Origin of the sequence: Actinoplanes sp. L3-i22 (assembly GCF_019704555.1) — a bacterium.
GTDB lineage: Bacteria > Actinomycetota > Actinomycetes > Mycobacteriales > Micromonosporaceae > Actinoplanes.
The window spans coordinates 8,115,751-8,134,332 of the sequence record NZ_AP024745.1 but is presented as its reverse complement, the minus strand read 5'-3'; the positions used below and the strand labels follow the sequence as shown (position 1 = coordinate 8,134,332).

The 18,582-nt window shown below is 74.4% G+C and carries 12 protein-coding genes and 1 pseudogene; 7 read left to right on the top strand and 6 right to left on the bottom strand.

All coding sequences use genetic code 11. The features are described from left to right. Positions 1–61: 61 nt before the first annotated feature. The 5 genes and pseudogenes from L3i22_RS36550 (at position 62) to L3i22_RS36530 (ending at position 5,179) form a co-directional block, all read left to right on the top strand. Positions 62–1,381, top strand: a complete 1,320-nt coding sequence (locus tag L3i22_RS36550; protein ID WP_221322034.1) for an efflux RND transporter periplasmic adaptor subunit — start codon at positions 62–64, stop codon at positions 1,379–1,381. Further along, a pseudogene (locus tag L3i22_RS36545) lies at positions 1,378–2,049 on the top strand (ABC transporter ATP-binding protein); the annotation flags it as partial. The gene L3i22_RS36550 and the pseudogene L3i22_RS36545, both read left to right, overlap by 4 nt. After that, a complete protein-coding gene (locus L3i22_RS36540) occupies positions 2,049–3,233 on the top strand; it encodes an ABC transporter permease (RefSeq protein ID WP_221322032.1) in 1,185 nt (394 codons plus the stop codon). The pseudogene L3i22_RS36545 and the gene L3i22_RS36540, both read left to right, overlap by 1 nt. A gap of 4 nt (positions 3,234–3,237) precedes the next feature. Then, the gene (locus L3i22_RS36535) at positions 3,238–4,098 is read left to right on the top strand and encodes a DMT family transporter (protein WP_221322031.1); all 861 of its coding nucleotides are present in this window, start codon (positions 3,238–3,240) and stop codon (positions 4,096–4,098) included. Between the two features lie 55 nt (positions 4,099–4,153). Further along, the gene (locus L3i22_RS36530) at positions 4,154–5,179 is read left to right on the top strand and encodes a GGDEF domain-containing protein (protein ID WP_221322030.1); all 1,026 of its coding nucleotides are present in this window, start codon (positions 4,154–4,156) and stop codon (positions 5,177–5,179) included. Here L3i22_RS36530 and L3i22_RS36525 read toward each other — a convergent pair. From L3i22_RS36525 to L3i22_RS36510, 4 genes are all read right to left on the bottom strand, one after another. Next, positions 5,163–10,940, bottom strand: a complete 5,778-nt coding sequence (locus L3i22_RS36525) for a hypothetical protein (RefSeq protein WP_221322029.1) — start codon at positions 10,938–10,940, stop codon at positions 5,163–5,165. The genes L3i22_RS36530 and L3i22_RS36525 overlap by 17 nt on opposite strands. Positions 10,941–11,842: 902 nt before the next feature. Further along, positions 11,843–12,280 carry a hypothetical protein gene (locus L3i22_RS36520; protein WP_255657435.1) on the bottom strand — a complete coding sequence of 146 codons (438 nt, stop codon included), beginning with the start codon at positions 12,278–12,280 and terminating at the stop codon, positions 11,843–11,845. A 170-nt stretch (positions 12,281–12,450) separates the two neighbouring features. Continuing rightward, the gene (locus L3i22_RS36515; RefSeq protein ID WP_221322028.1) at positions 12,451–12,864 is read right to left on the bottom strand and encodes a DUF6292 family protein; all 414 of its coding nucleotides are present in this window, start codon (positions 12,862–12,864) and stop codon (positions 12,451–12,453) included. Continuing rightward, positions 12,851–13,366 carry a hypothetical protein gene (locus L3i22_RS36510; RefSeq protein ID WP_221322027.1) on the bottom strand — a complete coding sequence of 172 codons (516 nt, stop codon included), beginning with the start codon at positions 13,364–13,366 and terminating at the stop codon, positions 12,851–12,853. The genes L3i22_RS36515 and L3i22_RS36510 overlap by 14 nt, the downstream gene beginning before the upstream one ends. A gap of 330 nt (positions 13,367–13,696) precedes the next feature. Here L3i22_RS36510 and L3i22_RS36505 point away from each other — a divergent pair, with 330 nt between their 5' ends. Together L3i22_RS36505 and mptB are read left to right on the top strand one after the other, a co-directional pair. Then, a complete protein-coding gene (locus tag L3i22_RS36505; RefSeq protein ID WP_221322026.1) occupies positions 13,697–14,851 on the top strand; it encodes a glycosyltransferase family 1 protein in 1,155 nt (384 codons plus the stop codon). Between the two features lie 242 nt (positions 14,852–15,093). Beyond that, positions 15,094–16,641: a polyprenol phosphomannose-dependent alpha 1,6 mannosyltransferase MptB gene (gene mptB, locus L3i22_RS36500; RefSeq protein ID WP_255657434.1), complete on the top strand. Its 1,548-nt coding sequence runs from the start codon at positions 15,094–15,096 to the stop codon at positions 16,639–16,641. Here the strand turns inward: mptB and L3i22_RS36495 are convergent. After that, entirely contained in the window at positions 16,536–16,958 is a 423-nt protein-coding gene (locus L3i22_RS36495; protein ID WP_221322024.1) for a PPOX class F420-dependent oxidoreductase, read from the bottom strand. The two genes, mptB and L3i22_RS36495, sit on opposite strands and share 106 nt — an antisense overlap. A 54-nt stretch (positions 16,959–17,012) precedes the next feature. Continuing rightward, positions 17,013–18,434: a DUF2252 domain-containing protein gene (locus L3i22_RS36490; RefSeq protein WP_221322023.1), complete on the bottom strand. Its 1,422-nt coding sequence runs from the start codon at positions 18,432–18,434 to the stop codon at positions 17,013–17,015. Positions 18,435–18,582 lie beyond the last annotated feature (148 nt).

Below are 18,582 nucleotides of genomic sequence, written 5' to 3'. Positions count from 1 at the left end.
GTCCGGGCCGTCCCCTTGCGGGGGCGGCCCGTTCCGCGTCCGCCGACATAGAGTGTCCTCTGTGTCTCGCTCCCACTCCCGGGGTGCGCTGATCGTCGGCGGAACCCTGGTGCTCCTGCTTCTGACCGCTGCCTCCTGCCAGAAAGACGACACCGGCGTACGCCTCGGCACCGCGACCGTGGGCACCGTCGGCGAGGTGGTCGAGGCACCCGGCGCGGTCACCGCCCGGACCGCCGCCACCGTCACCGCACCCGCCGCCGGCACCGTCGACGACCTGCGCGTCGAGCCCGGCGACCGGGTCGCCAAGGGCGACGTGCTCGCCGTCGTCGACGCCCCCGAGCTGCGGCAGCGCCGCGACGCCGCGCTCAAGGCGCTGGACCGGCTCCCGTCCGGGGGCGGCGGGGTGCCGTCCGGCGACTTCACCCAGGTCCGCCGGACCACCGACAAGCAGGCCACCGACGCGTTCGAGCAGGCCACCGACGCGGCTGCCAAGATCACCGACCCGGCGCTGCGCAAGGCGCTGCAGGAGCAGGTCGGCGCCGCGCGGGAGCAGTACCGGGCGGCGTCGGCCGCGGCTGCCGCCGCGGTCCGCGCCGTGCAGCGCGGGGTCTCCTCACTCGGGCAGGCGGTCGCCGCACTCTCCGCCGCCCAACGGCTGCAGGCCCAGCAGGCGTACGAGCTGGCCGACGCGGCCGTGGACGCGCTGACCCTCAAGGCGCCGGTGGCCGGCGTGGTCCAGTTCGGCGGCCCGGCCCCGGCGGCCGCGCCCGCCGACCTGTCCTCGCTGGTGAGCGGCGCCGGGCAGACCACCACCCCGGAGGGCGTCGACACGTCGGTGTTCAAGGGCGCCTACGTGACCGCCGGGACCCCGGTGCTGACCGTCGTCGACATCGCCCACCTCGGGCTCTCCGCCGAGGTCGACGAGACGGACGTGCTGCTGGTCAAGGCGGGGGTCCAGGCGGACGTCGAGCTGGACGCGGCGACCGGGGCGTCCTACCCGGCGACCGTGCGGTCGGTGGACCTGCTGCCGACCACCTCGGCGCGCGGCGGGGTGTCCTACCGGGTGCGGCTCGACCTGGGCGCCGGGAAGTACACCGACGGGAGCGGGGCGGCGCCGACGCCCCGGCCGGGGATGAGCGCGGTGATCCGGCTGCGGGTCCGCCAGGCCGACGACGCGGTGACCGTGCCGGCGTCGGCGGTGGTCAGCGCGGACGGGCGGGACACGGTCTGGGCCGTGCTGGGTGGGAAGTACCAGGCCGTGCCGGTTCGGCTGGGCGTGCAGGGGGAGGACACCGTACAGGTGCTCTCCGGGGTTTCCGCCGGTCAGCGGATCGTGGTGGCCGGCGCCGACCGGGTGCGGCCCGGCGAAGAGGCCCGGTGACCGACCCGGCCGTCGTCGCCACCGACGTGACCCGCGCCTACCAGCTCGACGGCTTCTCGGTGCCGGCGCTGCGCGGGGTGTCGCTGACCGTCGGGGCCGGCGACTACGTGGCGATCGTCGGCGCCTCCGGCTCCGGCAAATCGACCCTGATGCACCTGCTCGGCGGCCTGGACCGGCCGACCGGCGGCACCCTGCTGATCGGCGGGCGGGACGTCGCCGGCCTCACCCCGAACGAGCTGGCCGAGCTCCGCAACACCACGATCGGCTTCGTCTTCCAGTCGTTCCACCTGCTGGCCCGGACGACCGCGCAGGACAACGTCGGATTGCCGCTGGTCTACCGGGGGATCGGCCGCCGGGAACGCCGGGCCCGGGCGACCGCGATGCTCGAACGGGTCGGCCTGGCCCACCGGATCACGCACCGGCCCAACCAGCTCTCCGGCGGCGAGCAGCAGCGGGTCGCGATCGCCCGCGCCCTGGTCACCGGGCCGTCGCTGCTGCTGGCCGACGAGCCGACCGGCAACCTGGACTCGGCGACCGGACAGTCGATCCTCGCGCTGCTGGAGTCGCTGAACGCCGACGGCGTCGCGGTCGTCCTGGTCACCCACGACCGGGAGGTGGCCGAGCGCGCCCACCGGCAGATCGTCATGCGGGACGGGCTGATCGTCGCATGAGGGTCGCCGAGGCCTGGCGGGTCGCGCTCGACGCACTGCGCGCCAACCGGCTGCGGAGCCTGCTCACCATGCTCGGCGTGGTGATCGGGGTGGCCGCGGTGGTCGCCCTGGTCGCGATCGGGACCGGGACGAAACAGCAGATCGAACGGCAGGTCGAGGGGCTGGGCAGCAACCTGCTGATCGTGGTGCCCGGGAAGCTGACCGCCGGCGCCGCGCCGACCAGCTCCCCGATGACCCTCGACGACGCCGACGCGGTCAGCCGGGTGGTCGGCGACCGGTCCCGGGTCGCCGTGACGATCGCGTCCGGGGAGACCGTGCGGGCCGGCTCGCGGTCCGGGTTCGCCAGCATGCAGGGCGTCCTGGAGACCACGCCGACGGTCTTCGTCCGGAAGCTGGACCGGGGCGCCTATCTGACCCGCACCGACGTCAGCACCGGCCGGCGGGTCGCGGTGCTCGGCGCCGGCGTGGCCCGGACGCTGTTCGGCGACCGGGACCCGATCGGGCGGCAGATGACGATCGGCGGCGTGCGGTTCCGGGTGATCGGCACGTTCGAGCCGCTCGGGCAGAGCCTCGGGGTGGACCGGGACAACGAGGTGCACGTACCGGTCACCGCCGCGCAGCGGCTCCTCGGCACCGACCGGATCGACGGCCTGGCCATCAAGGCGCCCGACCGGGACCGCATCGACCAGCTCGGCAAGGACGTGGTCGCGACGCTCACCGACCGGCACCCGGACACCGACTTCAGCGCGGTCACCCAGGAGCAGATCCTCGGCGTGCTCGGCGACATCCTGGGCGTGCTGACCGGGGTGCTCGCCGCGATCGCCGGGATCAGCCTGCTCGTCGGCGGGGTCGGGGTGTCCAACATCATGCTGGTCTCGGTGCGCGAGCGGACCAAGGAGATCGGCCTGCGCAAGGCGGTCGGCGCCCGGCCGCGCGACATCAGTGTCCAGTTCCTCCTGGAAGCGGTGCTGCTGACCACCACCGGCGGCGTGCTCGGCATGGCGCTCGGCGCGACCGCGGCCCTGCTGGTGGACGGGCTGAGCCCGGTGCCGGCCGCGCTCACCTGGTGGTCGATGGCCCTGGCGTTCGGGGTGTCCGCCGCGGTCGGCATTATCTTCGGCGTCGTCCCGGCCCAGCGGGCCGGCCGCCTGGATCCGGTGGTGGCCCTGCGAACGGAGTAACCCCATGAGACGCGTACCCGCGCCGATCCTCGTCCTGGCCGCGATCGCCTCGGTCCAGTTCGGCAGCGCGGTGGCCCGTACCCTCTTCGACGACCTCGGTGCGGCCGGCGTCACCTTCCTGCGGCTGGCCATCGCCGCCCTGCTCCTCGGCCTGCTCACCCGGCCCCGGGTGTGGACCTGGTCGCCGGCCGCCTGGCGGGCCGCGGCACTGCTCGGCCTCTCCATGGGCAGCATGAACCTGATCTTCTACCTGGCGATCCGGTCCGTCCCGCTGGGCACCGCGGTCACCGTCGAGTTCCTCGGCCCGCTGCTGCTCGCGCTGGTGCAGACCCGCCGCCTGCTCGACCTGTGCTGGGCCGCGCTGGCCGGCGCCGGGGTGCTGCTGCTCGGCCTGCACTCCGGCGGGTCGGCCCCGGTCGGCGGACTGCTCCTGGCCCTGGCCGCCGGGCTCTGCTGGGCCGGGTACATCGTGTTCAGCGCCCGGGTCGGCGCGCTGATCCCGGGCGCCGGCGGCCTGACCGTGTCACTGGCGATCGGCGCGATCCTGGTCGCCCCGTTCGGGCTGTCCGGGGCGTCCGCCGTGCTCGGCCACCCGCACCTGCTGCTCGGCGCGGCTGCGGTCGCGCTGCTCTCCTCGGTCATCTCGTACGGCCTGGAACTGTCCGCCCTGCGCCGCATCCCCACCCGGGTCTTCGGCATCCTGATGAGCCTGGAACCGGCCGCCGCCGCGCTGGCCGGGCTGCTCGTGCTCGACCAGCGGCTCGGCCCGGTCGAACTGGTCGCGCTGGCCCTGGTCACGGTCGCCAGCGTGGGCGTGACGCTGGCCCGCCGCGCCCCGGTGACGCCCGAGGCCGTACCGGTCTGAACGCTCAGGTCTCGCCGGGCCGCGCCGAAATGCAGACGGACCCGGAGGAGGCGACTTGCCGTATCAGTTACGCGACCAGCGCGGCGCAGCCCGTGCCGTCGCCTACCTGATGCTGGCCGGCGCCCCGTACAACCTGGTCACCGGCGTCCTGATGAAGCTCGGCGGCCCGGTCCCGCAACTGGTCGCGCTCGCCGTGACCTCGGTCGCGCTGTTCCTGGTCGGGATCGTCTGCTGGCGCCGCCCGGAGGCGCTGCCCGGCACGTTCTGGCTGGTCGTGCCGTTCCTCGCGACCGCCGTCGTGACCGGCCTGAACTTCGCCACCGAGGACGCCACCACCGCCGCGCAGCTGTTCTACCTGTGGCCGCTGCTCTACGCCGCGACGTTCCTCAGCCGGCGCTGCGCCTACCTCACCGCGGCGGCCATCTCGCTCGGGCACGCGGCGGTGATGTTCAGCTTCGCGCCGCCCGGCCAGGCGCTCAACGACTGGATCGCGATGACCGTGGCGGTGGGCATGACCGCCTGGGTCGTGATCAACCTGAACGACCGCAACGACCGGCTCCGCGAGGTCCTCCAGAAGCAGGCCACCTCGGACGCGCTGACCGGGGCGGCGAACCGGCGCGCCTTCGACGAGGCGCTGCACCGGGCCGTCGGAGCCGCCACCCGGAGCGGCGAGCCGGCCGGGCTGGTCCTGATCGACGTGGACCACTTCAAACAGATCAACGACACCTGGGGACACGCCGCCGGCGACCTCGCCCTGCGCGCGGTCGCCGACGCGCTGCGCGCCGCGGCGGAGGGCACCCAGCACCTGGTGGCCCGGCTCGGCGGCGACGAGTTCGCGGTGCTGCTGCGCGACGACCCGGCACGGTACGTGGAACGGGCGCGGGCCGCCCTGCGTGCCGTCGAAGGGCTGCCGAGCGGGCCGCCGAACCTGAGCATCGGGATCGCGGTCGCGCCGGACCACGCGCTCACCGCGGAGGAGTTGCAGCGGGTCGCGGACGCGGCGCTCTACGAGGCCAAGGCGGGCGGGCGGGGGCGGACCTCGGTGGCCCGCGTGCCCGTACGTCTCAGTTCCGTTTTTTGATTGTCGGTTGTTCGGCGGTTGCTTCGTCGAAGGCGTCCGGCTCCTTCGGATCCGGCTTCGCCGGCTTCTCCGCCGGCTCTTCCGCGTTGCGGCCACTGAGCGGCGCGAGGATTTCCTCAGGACGACGAGGGTACGGACCCCAGCCGTCCCGCAGAACGTGGATGTAGACCGCCTCGAGGCACACCCCGACCCGCTCCACGAGATCCGAGTCGTCGGACGCTCCCAGCCGGATCGCCCGCGCGAAGTGATCCAGCGCCTCCATGTGCCGGCCCTGGTCGTAGGCGCTGCGGCCGGCGTTCTCGTGCACCACGCTGCGCACCGCCGCGGAGACCTCGGAGTCGACCGCCCGCTGGAAGAGCCGGTCCGCCTCCATCCAGTCGCCGCGCAGGCGCAGCACGTGCGCGAGCTCGGCCTGGGCGATCACCATCGACTGCTCGTCCTGCGCGGACTCGGCGTGCGCCAGCGCCAGCCGGCTCGCGGCGGCGGCCATGCCCAACTCGCCGAGGAGGCGGTAGACCTCGGCGCGGACGCTCAGCAGGCCGGCCTTGACGACGTTGTCGGCCTCGTCGGCGAGCGGTCCGTCCAGGCGTTCGCCCAGGTTGCGGAGGGCGTCGCGGTCGTCGACGACCTCGCGGAGGGTGCCGCCGTCCAGGCGCCAGCGGATGGCGTCCAGTTCGGCCGCGGAGAGGGGGAGGTGCTTGCCGAGATCGGTGAATTCCTTCCCGGTACGGACGTCCTCCGTTCCGTCCGCGTTGGTCGTCCCGGCTGCAGTTTCGGGCTCGTTGTCCTGCTTGCTCGTGGTTGCAGCCGGATCATCCTGGTTTGCCGCTGATGTTTCGTCTTTTGCGGGCGTTTTGTCGGGCTCGTCGTCCGTGGTCTTGGCGACGAACCAGCCGCTGCCGAAGGCCGGGTCCGAGAACCGGCGCGGTTCCTGATCGGGGCCGGAGACGGCCAGGCGGGCGATCGGCTTCAGGTTGTGCAGGGTTCCGTCCGGATCCATGTACGGTGCCGGGTCGTCGTCGTCCAGCCCCTGCGCCAGGTCCTCCACGGAGAGCCGCTGCAGCGGCACGTTCCCGGCCCCGCCGCCGCCCTGCCCGGCCGCGTTGCCGCCCTGCCCGGCCGCGTTGCCGGCCTGACCGGGCGGGTTGTTGCCGGGCACAGTCGTGCCGGCGGCGGGTACAGCGCTGACCGGCAGTGTGCCGGGCCTCGGCGTGCCGGCTTCCACCATGCCGTGCTGGCCGGCATCCACCGTGCCGTGCTGGCCGGCGGGCACGCTGTGCTGGGCGGCAGGCGGGTTGCCCGGGCCGATCGGGACGCGGTTCTGGCCGGCCGCAGGGCCCTGAGCGGGCGCCGGGAGGCCGTCCTGCGACCGGCCGCCACCGGTCGCAGGAGCACTCGGTTCGGTACCCGGGCGCGGAGCCGGCAGCCAAGCCTTCCCCGACACCGGCTGTCCCGGCGCAGGTTGTCCCGACACGGGCTGTCCCGCGGTGGGCTGGCCCGGTGAGGTCTGGCCGGCCGAGGGCTGACCTGGCGAGGTGTGGCCTGGCGAGGTCTGGCCTGGCGAGGTCTGGCCCGGCGCGGGGGAGACCGGTCGATGCCCGGCGCGGGGACCCCAGCTGTCGTCCTCCGGCCTCGCGAGCTGCGGCAGTTCGCCGGTAGGTCCGTCGTTGCCCGGGAACCCGCCCGCGGCGGCTGCCGGTTGCCCGGCCATGCCTTCCGCCGAGTGGCCCGGGCCTTCGGCGGCGCGGTGCCCGGCTCGGGGACCCCAGGGTTCCTGGTCCGTCGGCCGCTCGCCCGGCATCTGCGCAGCGTAGGCGAGCCCACCCTGAGCCGGTCCGGGTTGCATCGGTGCCGCGTGCGCCGGTCCGGGTTGTGCCGGTGCCGCGTGAGCTTGTCCGGGGTGCGTCGGTGCCGCGTGCGTGGGCCCGGCCTGCGCCGGTCCAGGGTGCGTCGGCGCTGCCTGTGTGGGTCCGGGTTGGGGTTGTCCCGCGTGGGTGGGGCCGGACTGGGGCTGCCTGCCGGGGGACTGCATCGGCTGGGTCGGCTGCTCGCTGAGCGGCAGCGCTCCAGCTTGTGTAGCGGCGGGGGGCTGCCCGGCAGGAGACGCCCACGGGCCGTTCGCCGCCGCTGGGGCGGCCGGTGCCGCCGGTCCCCACGGGGCGGGCGGCGACGACGGGTGCACGGAGACAGGCGCCACCGGGCCGTTGCCGGGCTGGCCCGGAGCCCACTGAGCCGCAGGCGCGGAAACCGGCCGCGAGGCATCGGGTGCCTGCGGTTGTCCGGGTGCCCACGGGTTCGCGGGTGCGGAGACGGGTCGTGCGGGGTCGGCTGCGTTTGGCTGGCCAGGTCCCCACGGGTTTGCGGGTGCGGAGACGGGGCGTGCGGGGTCGGCTGCCTGCGGCTGGCCGGGTCCCCACGGGTTTGCGGGTGCGGAGACGGGGCGTGCGGGGTCGGCTGCCTGCGGCTGGCCGGGTCCCCACGGGTTCGCGGGTGCCGAGACCGGGCGGGCCGGGTCTGCGGCCGGCGGGCGGCCGGATCCCCACGGTGCGGCCGGTTGCATGGTGTCGGGCTGCGGGTGTGGCGGCTGGCCGGATACCGGCTGCGCGGACTCCCACTGCCGGGCAGCCTCTGGCGTCTGGCGCGGATCCCACTGACCAGCGGGAACGCCGGCTCCGGGCTGGACGGGTGCCCACTGAGCCGCGGGGGAGACCTGTCGCGGGCCATGGACTTCGCCGGCGGCCGGTGCGGGGGCGATCGGCTGACCCGGCGCCCAGCGTGCGGCAGCCGGAGGCGGTGCCTGCTCCGGCCGGCCGGGCTGCGAGCCCGTGCCGACCGGCTGGCCCTGGGGCGCGGCGGGTGGGACGAGCCCGGGCGGAGGCATGACGGGTTGGGGGGTGACCAGTCCGGGTGGCGGCATGACGGGTTGGGGGGTGACCAGTCCGGGTGGCGGCATGACGGGTTGGGGGGTGACCAGTCCGGGTGGCGGCATGACCGGCTGGACCGGCTTGGGTACTACCGGCCCGGAGGACGGCGTCACCGGCTGAGGCGTGACCAGGCCCGGCGGCGGCATGACCGGCTGGCCGACCTTCGGCGGCGTCGGGCCGGTGGGCTGAATCGGCTGCTGGCCAGCGCCGGGCCCCGACATCCCCGGCCGATCGGCCGGAACCGGGCCGCGCGGGTCCACCGGCATCGGCCCACGAGCGTCGACGGGCATCGGACCGCGCGGGTCCAGTGGCATGGGGCTGCGTGCGTCGACGGGCATCGGACCGCGCGGGTCCAGTGGCATGGGGCTGCGTGCGTCGACGGGCATCGGACCGCGCGGGTCCAGTGGCATGGGGCTGCGTGCGTCGACGGGCATGGGTCCGCGCGGGTCCACGGGCATGGGGGTGCGTGCGTCGACCGGGATCGGGCCGCGGGGCGGGGCCTGCGGGCGACCGGAAGGGTGGGTGGGCGTCGGCATCGGCGGGACGTCGTCCGGGACGATCGCCCACGGGCCGTCGCCGTCGGCGAGGAACACGTGGGCGGTCCGGGGGCTGCGACCGGCACGCTGCTGCGGAACGTTCGGCTGCCCGCCCGGCCAGGGATTGCCGGCCTGCTGCGGGTCGCCGGACTGCGCGGCCATGCCCTGCTCGCCGGCCATCGGAGCGCCCGGCCGATCAGAACCGGACACCGCTCCGGCACGACCGGCGTCTGCCGCCGGAGCGACCGGCCGCTGCGGGGCACCGGGCATCTGCGAAATTCCGGGCGCACCGGGCATCTGCGGACCCGCGGGAGCCTGCGAGTCAGCCCGCGTGTGCGGACCACCAGGCGCGCCGGGACCGCCAGGAACACCGGGGCGGCCCGCAACACCGGGACCGCCGGCAACACCGGGACCGCCGGGACGGGACGCGACACCGGGAGCGCCGGGACCGCCCGGGACGCCGGGAGCCTGCCGAGCGCCCGTGGCGGGGCCGGTCGGCTGCGTGCCTGTCGACGGGCCGCTTGCGTTCGGGGGCGGTTCTTTCGCCGTACCGGAATCGGGGGAAACCCCAGCCACCTGCGGCCCGGAAGCTGCCGGTGGAACCGATGCCGACGGAGTCGGCGAGGCCGAGGCGGCCGGAACCTGCGGCGCGCCCGCGCCGATCACCCGCGCCGGAGCGGTCGGCTGCGGAGCGGCCACAACCCGCGGCGCGGCCGGCGGCTCGCTCTTGATGACGCGCGGCGCGGCGGACGGCGCGGCCCGGCTGACCACCTTCGGGGGCGCGGGCGGATCCGCGCGCCGCAGCACACGGGGCTTGCGACCGGGCGTCTCGGGCGGGGTGGTCTCGTCCGGCGTCTCGTAGTACTCGCCGTCGAGCACGAGCGGCTCGGTGCCCTCGTCCCGCGCCTTGGAACGCTCGTCCCGCCGAGCGGAACGGCCCTCGTCCGCGGCGGTGAGGTCGGGGTCCACGGTGCTGCCGTCCCAGTCCGCGTTCGCCGGGACGGCGTTCTCCCAGTCGCGGGCCTGCAGGTCGACGGGCTCGTCGTCCCAGTCGCGGGCCGCGCCGGTGCGCACCAGCTCGTCCTCGCGGCCGCGCTGGTCCGGCCGTCCCCGGCCGAAGTCGTCGAACTCGTCGAGCGGCCGGCCACGTCCGTCGAACCGCTCGTCGCCGGCGGCCGGGATCTGCGCCCGCCCGGACGAGGCGGCGGGGCGCCGGGCCGGACCACGGCGCGGCTCCTCCTCGTCCCGCCGCGGACGGCGACCGCCCGGCGGCCGGATCGGCCCGAAGTCGTCCTCCTGCCAGCGGCCCTGCTCGTCGCCGGGCTCGCGCCGGGCAGCCGGGCGCCCCTGCTCGTCGCCGGGCTCGCGCCGGGCAGCCGGGCGCTCGACCGGGCGGACCTGCTCGTCGGCGGGGTCGCGGCGGGCAGCGGGGCGGTCGATCGGGCGAATCTGCTCGTCGGCGGGGTCGCGCCGGGCGGCGGGGCGCTCGACCGGGCCGGTGCCCCGGCGCTGGCCGATCTCGTCCTCGGGCCGGCGTCGCTCCGGGCCGCTCTCGGCGGGGCGGCGGCGCGGCTCCGCGCCGTCCCAGCGCTCGTCCGCACGCCGTGCGCCGCGCCGGTCGTCGTCCCAGCGCTCCGCGGGCCGGCGGCCACGCGAGTCGTCCCGGTGCCCGTCCAGAGCGCGCGGGTCGTCCCGCCGCCCGTCCAGGGGGCGTCCGTCGAGCGCACGCGGGTCATCCGAAGCGCGCCGCTCGGCCGCGATGCGCCGCTCGTCGGGCGCGCGGCGGTCGTCGGGGGCACGTCGCTCGTCCCGGCCGCGGCCTCGCTCACGGTCGCCGGTGAAGTCGTCGGTCTGCCGCGGTCCGTACCGCTCGGCCGGCCGGGCCGGGCGACCACCGTCGTCGCCCGGCCGGCGCCGCTGGCGCTCCGGGTTCTGCAGCATCCCCGGGTCCACGATCGGGAAGTCCGGCTTGTCGAAGTCCATCCCGAGCTCGGGACGGTTGAAGTCGATGTCGTCGAAGTAGCCGTCGGACAGGTTCTCGACGGACGTGTCGATCGGCACGAAGTTCGGGTCGTTCAGCCAGCTCGGGCGCTGGTTGTCGAACGGGGTCGCCGGTTTGTCGGGATTGCGCCGCGCACGCCGCGCGGCCAATTCGTCACCCTCGGTGGGACGCCGGGTGGGAATGACCGGATCGGGCGCATCCCGTTTCTCGAAATGGCGCTCCTGCATGACCGCGTACTTCGGCATGAAGGAGTATTCGTTGTACTCCTCGTCCCAGTACTCGTCGTCCTCGAAGCTCATGACGCGGCTCCGTTACGGCTGGGGAATGTCCCACCGCCCCGTCGCCGCATCTGTGCCACCGTCCTCACCTGGACCACCTCCGCGCGCCCCGGTGCCCGCCCCTCGCACACCCGGATCAACCGCCGCCACGTGGTGGATGTGGAAGGTTAACCACGGATTTGCCAGGTGCGCCACCGCCCTGCGGGTCCCCCGGCCCGGACGCGCGTACGTGCCGCGACCGGTGACCGCCCCGGCGCCGCAGCCCGCCGGGTGTACTCGGTCTACCAGGAGTACGTCGGCCGACGGCTCCCGGTTCAATGTTGTGAGCAGTCACTATGCCGGGTTTCCGGGAGGGGTCCAGGGGGCGCACCGGAACGCCTTCCCATCAACCCGGGTGATTGCTTTCCGGTTACCGGGCCCTGATCGAATTAAGCAATTCTTAAGGTCCATTTCAGGAAGGCAAGAAGCTTGCGGGTGACCCTGATCAGGTGACGGAACGTGGCGAAGGACACCCTTGCGTTTCGCGGATCTTGGGGGGTCGGCCTGGCACGGTTGGTGAGCGGCCAGGTCCACGAAGGACCGGGTCCCGAGGGGCCGGACCCCCGCGGGACACCGGTTCCCGGCGGAGCGGCCGCCCTGCCGCGGCCGATGGCGTCCGCGGCGGGGATGCACCTAGGAACTCCCCGGCCGAGCGGCCGTCGCCCCCCAGTTATTGGCGGCCGCTGTCCAGCGCCCATGAACGACCCGCCCGGGAAACCGCCCCCCGACTTCCCGGGCGCTTGGCGGATCAGGGCGCAGCTGGCCGGGACGAGAGACGGCGGCGGGAGCAATCCCGCCGCCGTTCTTGTTTCCCCGCCCTCCCGAGCCCGCGCCGCGCGTCGTGGCTCAAGCTGGTTGCGGCGCTTGCGGTGTTCGGCTGGCGGTCAGATTCGGCCGTCCGGGGTGAAGGGGCAGGCCCGGGCCGGGAGGACCAGCCCGGCTGCGGCCAGGTCGGTGAGCAAACCCGACAATTGGGTACGGGTGAGCAAACCAGCCCCGTCCGGCCGGGGGTGTGGCACGCCCAGCGCCACGGCCGCCTCGATTGCTCGCGCGCCGATCGCCGCCTCCACCGCCCACACCCGGTGCGCGCACAGCGCCGGCCGGGCGGAGACCGTCAGTTCGCCGTGCAGCCGCAGCAGCCGGCGCAGGTCGGCGGCGAGTTGCTCGATCGGCAGACCGTAGGGCTGCGGCTCGACCGGCCGCCGTTCCTCCAGCCGGTCGGCGAGCGCGCGCCACCAGCCCGGCGCCCGCTGGGCGGCGACGATGACCAGCGGCGGCGTGGCGATGATCAGGGCGATGCGACTGGCGTCGAAAAGGGTCACGGCACACTCCGTGCGGATGTCTCCTTCGACCTTCCGCCGCCGTCGGCACCCCGTCAACGCCACTTTGTGCGACTGCTGCGCATCGAAGGCGCATCCACCGCCGGCAATCTTCGGCGATGCGGGGCCAGGCGGAGCGAGCGAGGGCCTGACAGGGCGAGGGCCTGGCGGGGTCAGGCGTAGCGGGCGAGGGCCCGCGCGAACTGCTGCGTGCCGGCCGGCCCATCGAAGTCCGGCACGGCGTCGGGGTTCGGGGTGGGGCGGTTCGGTGGGAGGGGAACCCCGGCCCAGGTGGCCACGGCGAGCGCGATCGACGCCGGTGCGGCGAGCAGCGGGACCGCCAGCGGGACCGTGCGCCGGCGCCCCGGCGAGTTGACCAGCAGCAGCGCCCAGCCGTCGGACTCCGACCAGGTCAGCCCGGCCTGGTCGTGCTCCCAGGCGACGATCGACGGCCGCCGCCGGTCGAACGGGATCCACCCCTCGCCGGGATCGGCCCGCCAGTCCGCCACCGGCAGCCCGGCGTCCTCCAGGCCGGCCGCGACCGCGCGCAGGTAACCGCCGAGCGTCATCCGCTCAGATGACCACACGGTGGGCGATCTCGAACAGCCCGGGACGGCCCCCGAACGTACGCCGCACCGCCGCCCCCATCGTCGCGAAGACCGCGTCCCCGGCGAAGTCGCAGCCCTCCACCTCGCCGAGCAGCAGGTGCACCGCGAGTTCGCCGGCCGGCCCGTCCGGCAGGTGGCCCGCGCCGGGCAGGTCGGTGGCGAACACCCGGGCCGCCAGCGTGGCGTCGCCGTCGGCGGTGTCCGGCTCGGGCGCGTGCAGGTAGAGCAGCGCCGCCGTCCGGGGCCGCAGCACCCGCTGGAAGACGCAGGGCTCGAGGTCCGGTACGTCGGCGAGCGCCCCGCCCCAGAAGTGCTCACCCACGGTGAACCCGCCGGCCGCCAGGGCTTTCGCCGCGGTCCACCCGCACGGCCCGTCGTCCCAGGTCACCACGGGTGGGAACGAGTTGTCGGCGCGTGGCTCCAACTCCGGCACGGCACCCAGCGTGGCCAACAGGCGCAAGGTTCCGGGCGTCGGCGTCACCGGAGGATCATGACGATCGACGGTTCCGCAAGTAAAGCTCCGGCCGAGCCCGTCTGTCCGATTCACAGCATCTTCCCGGCAAATCCGCAGAAAAAGCCGCGGCCATGGAATCCGGTGAGCGAGAGCGGCGGGATCGAGGCCCGGCTGCACGCGACCGGACCGGCCGAGGTGGATCTTCCAGCGGTCCGCACCCGCCTCTCGAGAGCACTCAGGAACCTCCCAGCTACGCGCAAGCAACGTAGAGACGAACATCAGTGATGTCAGCCACACTTAAACCGCGCGACATGGGCCCGTTGCCCGCTGGTCCGGGCTCGACCTTCCCCTAGGGGCATGCGCATCGCGCTGATCACAGAGTCATTCATGCCGGACGTCAACGGCGTCGCCCACTCGGTGGTACGGACCGCGGAGCACCTCGTCCGCACCGGCCACCAACCGATCGTCATCGCGCCGGTGCCCGCACCGGGGCCGATGCCCCTCACGCTGCCGTACCCGGTCGTGCGGATCCCGTCGATCCCCATGCCCGGATATCCGCAGATCCGGCTCGGCCTGCCGGTTCCCGCGCTGCGCGCGGCGATCCGGGAGCACCACGCCGACGTCGTCCATCTGGCCAGCCCGTTCTTCCTGGGCGCCTGGGGGCGGAGCGCGGCGACCTCGCTCGGGCTGCCCACGGTCGCGGTCTTCCAGACCGACGTGGCGGCGTACGCCCGGGTCCGGAACCTGGGCGTCGCCGAGCAGCTGTCCTGGCAGTGGATCCGGCGGTTGCACAACGGCGCCTCGCGCACCCTCGCGCCGTCCACCGAGTCGATGGACGCGCTGCGCCGCAACGGCGTCGAACGGGTCCACCTGTGGCGCCGCGGGGTCGACGACGTCCGCTTCCAGCCGAGCCGGCGCAGCGCCGGGGTCCGCCGCGCGCTGTGCAAGGACGGCGAGGTGCTGGTCGGCTTCGTCGGCCGGCTCGCGGTGGAGAAGGAGGTCGACCTGCTCGCCGGGGTGTCGAAGCTGCCGAACGTGCGCCTGGTGATCGTCGGGAACGGGCCGGCCGAGGCGCAGTTGCGCAAGGCGCTGCCGCACGCCACGTTCCTCGGCGCGCGGCACGGCAGCCAGCTCGCCCGGATCTACGCCAGCCTGGACATCTTCGCGCACACCGGGCCGTTCGAGACGTTCGGTCAGACCGTGCAGGAGGCGATGGCCAGCGGCGTCCCGGTGGTGGCGCCGGCCAAGGGCGGCCCGTGCGACCTGGTGCGCGACGGGCAGACCGGCTTCCTGGTGCCGCCGCACGAGTCGGCCGGGTTCACCGACGCGGTCGCCCGGCTCGCCGGTGACCCGATGCTGCGGCGCCGGATGGGGGCCGCCGGGCGGGCCGCGATCGGCGGCCGGAGCTGGGCGGCGGTCGGCGACCAGTTGCTCGGTCACTACGCGGAGGTGCTGGGCGGGACGCTTCCCGCCGTACCGGAGCTCAATCGGCCGCGAGCGGCAGCGGCCTGAAGCGAAAAGCCTGGTTTGCGGGGTGTCTCGGCGTCGTCGGGACACCCCGCGACGCTCGCGCTGGCCCTGCTTGCCACGTCATGGCAGTCTCCATTCGTCGGACTCGATCCGGACGGAGCCGCTGACGGGGGCATGAGGCCAGGATGAACATTGACCGAACCGGATCGCCGCATCGCCTGTTGGACAGCTCCCGTTCGCCCAGGCTCGGCCTTCTGCTCATCCGGTGCCGCGACCATCTGCCGGTGTTGAGTTCCCGGGCCCTGCGCTGGGTCGGTTTCGGTGGTTCCATCCTGCTTCTCGTCGCCGGGCTGATGGGCGGGGCGTTGCCCACCAAGGGCAACCACAACCTCGCGGTCACCTCACTCTGGGTGGTGGGCACGGGGCTTATGGGGTACGCGTGGTGGACCGGCCGCGATCGCGATCATCGCCCGCGGTGGGTGCTCGGGACGATCGCGCTCTGGACCATCCCGTTCCTGTTCCTGCCGCCGGTCGGGAGCCGTGACTTCTACTCGTACAGCTGCCAGGGCGAGCTGTTCACGCACGGGCTGAGTCCGTACACCGCCACCGCCGAGACGCTGCCCTGCACCTGGGTCGGCGCGGTGCCGCCGATCTGGCGGGACACCGTGGCGCCGTACGGTCCGCTGTTCATCCTGCTCGCCGCCGCGATCGTGGCCGCCGGGCACGCCCTGCCGCCGGCCCCGGGGATCGTCGACGCGCTGCCGCCGCAGATCGGCTCCCTGGTCCTGCCGCTGGTGCTGTTCCGGCTGGTCGCGCTGGTCGGCGTGCTGGCGATGGCGGCCGGCCTCCCGGTGCTGGCCCGGCGGTGCGGGGTGCCGCCGGCCCGGGCGCTATGGCTGGCGCTGGCCGGTCCGCTGATCGGCGCGCACCTGATCGGCGGCCCGCACAACGACGCCGCGATGCTCGGCCTGATGGTGGCCGGGCTGGCCCTGGTCACCCGGTTCCCGAAGCACCCGGCCGCGATGCTCGGCGGCGGCGTGCTGCTCGGCGGCGCGGTGGCGGTCAAGGCCACCGCGCTGATCGCCATCCCGTTCGCGGTGCTGATCGTCGCCGCCGCGCTGGTCCGCAAGCGCGGGATCGACCCGCGCGGGCTGCTGATCGGCACGCTGAGCGTGGTCGGCGCGGCCGCGGCCACCCTGGCCGGGATCACCGCGGCGGGCGGGCTCGACTACGGCTGGATCGCCGGCATGCGGGACAGCGGCGAGCTGGTCCAGTTCAGCTCGATGCCGACCGCGGTCGGGATGACCATCACGTACGTCGGGCAGCTCTTCGATCCGGATTTCGACGCCGTCCCGGTGGTCCGCGCGATCGCCTACGCCGTGCTCGCCGCCGCGCTGGTGGCGATCTGGATCCGGGCGCTGCGCGACCGTACCGATCCGGGCAAGGCCGCGCTGTTCGGCGCGGCCGCGGCGATCGTCGCCACGGTGGCCCTGGCCCCGGTGTTCCTGCCCTGGTACACGCTGTGGCCGCTGACCCTGCTGGCGGCGACCGGCTTCCGGACCAAGGTGGTCATGGTGATCACCATCGTGGCGTCGTTCTCGGTGCTGCCGGACGGCTCCGGCCTGGTCCGCTCGCTGAAGTTCCCGGGCGCCCCGCTGGTCACCCTCTACCTGATCTATCTGGGCGTGCGGTACCTGCGCCGGCGCCGGGCCCGCGAGCGCGAGTTTCAGGCGCTGGTGGCCGGCGAGGGCATCAGGGAGGCGGAGCCGAGCACCCGGGAGATGGTCACCTCGATGACCACCCGGGCCGGGTTGGGACGCGGCGTCCGGTAACGCCCGGCGTACCGGCGCTCGGCGTCCGCGACCGACTCCGGGTCGTCGCGGACCACGGCCAGGCCCTCGACGGTGCTCCAGCGCGGCCCGTCGAACTGGCAGATCGCGACCCGCTGCTGGCCCAGCCGGACGTGGCGGACCTTCGCCGAGCCGCCCGAGGCGATCACCCGGGCGATCCCGGTCAGCGGGTCGAGGGTGGCGCCGACCGCGACCACGTGCGGGGAGCCGTCGGCGCGCAGGGTGGTCAGGGTGCAGAGGTGCCGCTCGGTCCAGAACTCGCGCAGGGCGGCGGACTCCAGGGGGACGATGCCGCTCACGCGGGGTTCTCCGTTTCAGACACGCCCGGTTACGGGATCTCGGGTGAAAGTTCTTCAGGCCGACTCGGCGGTCAGCTGGCCGCGCCGGACCGCGGCCACCAGCGCCGCGTGATCCTTCTCCACCTGGTCGGCGTAGTGCCGGGAGAAGCGGGCCAGCGAGTCGTCGAGCTTGTCGCTGCCGCCGCAGTATCCCGCGATCATCGACGCCCCGCTCGTCCGGGCGTGCGACTTGGCCAGCAGGTAGCCGCAGATGCCGGCGTAGTCGGCGAGCGCGCCGGCGTTGATGTCCTCGACGACGATCGCGCCCTTCATGTCGCGGAACTGGCGCACGTAGTACTGATGGTCGCCGACGGTGGCCCAGCCGAGCAGCGGGTCGCTGACCGTCTGCAGGGCCTGCTGGTACTCCACCACCCGCTGGCCCTGGTGCCGGTGCCAGGCCAGGGCGCCGTGCTGGTGCTTCGCGATGACCGACCGGCGGGCCTGCTTGAGCTGCAGGAACACCACGTCCTCCGGGTCCGAGCCCTCGCAGAGCGCGACGTACGCCCGGAGCCCGACCGACCCCACGCCGACCACCTTGTGCGCGACGTCGACCACCCGGTACCCACCCAGGATCCGGGCCCAGTGCGGCTTGAGCGTGTTCAGGTACCCGTCCAGGGCCTCCTCGAGCAGCTCCCGGTCGCCGTCGGCCGGGCGGGTGATCACCGGCGGCTCCTCGACCAGCCGCCGGGTGCCGTCGCGCCGCTCGGTGAAGCGGGGCAGCGCCCGGTCGCTGGTGCGCCGCCGGGCCCGCCGGGCGGCCCGCTCGATCTCGTCCCGGAAGCTGGCCTTGGTCGCGGCGCCGCGCATCGCGTCGACGTTGAGCTGGTCGAACGAGCGGGCCAGCAGCGGACGGTCGGCCAGCTGGGCGATCTGCTCGCGGTACGCCTCGACGCAGTGCTGCACGGCGTCGGCGCAGGCGCTCTCCCGGAAGCCGTTGACCCGGCCGGCCACGTAGACGCTGACCACCAGGCGGCGCAGGTCCCACTCCCACGGGCCGGGGTGCGCCTCGTCGAAGTCGTTGAGGTCGAAGACCAGCTCGCGCTCCGGCGAGGCGTAGAAGCCGAAGTTGCCGAGGTGGGCGTCGCCGCAGATCACCGGGGTGATGCCGGTGTGCGGGAGGGCGGCGAAGTCGTCGGCCATCAGGCCGGCGGTGCCGCGGAGGAACGTGTACGGACTGGCGATCATGCGGCCGATCCGGACCGGGACGAGCCAGGGCAGCCGGCCCGCGTGCGACGCGATCACCTGCTGCACCGGATCGGGCCGATCCGGACCCGGCTGCCAGAGCGCCATGTCGGAACGGGGGGACCGCTCGCGCAGGGAGCGACCGATCTCGTATCGTTCGGCGCGCGGCCGGGCGGGCCGGCGCAGGGACGTGAAACCCTCGTCGTCCGCCGGGCCGGCGACGACGGGGCTGCTGATCATGGGTGTCACGTCCATCGCTGCCGAGAGTACGGGGCTTGAGGCAACCCTCGCCGCGGGGCTCGCGGCGCGGGCATTGTTATCGATAACATTTCCCACAACGGGAGACACGCGGCCTGCCGCTACGCTCCATCAGATCCGGACCTGGCGAGGTGCGCAAGTGGAG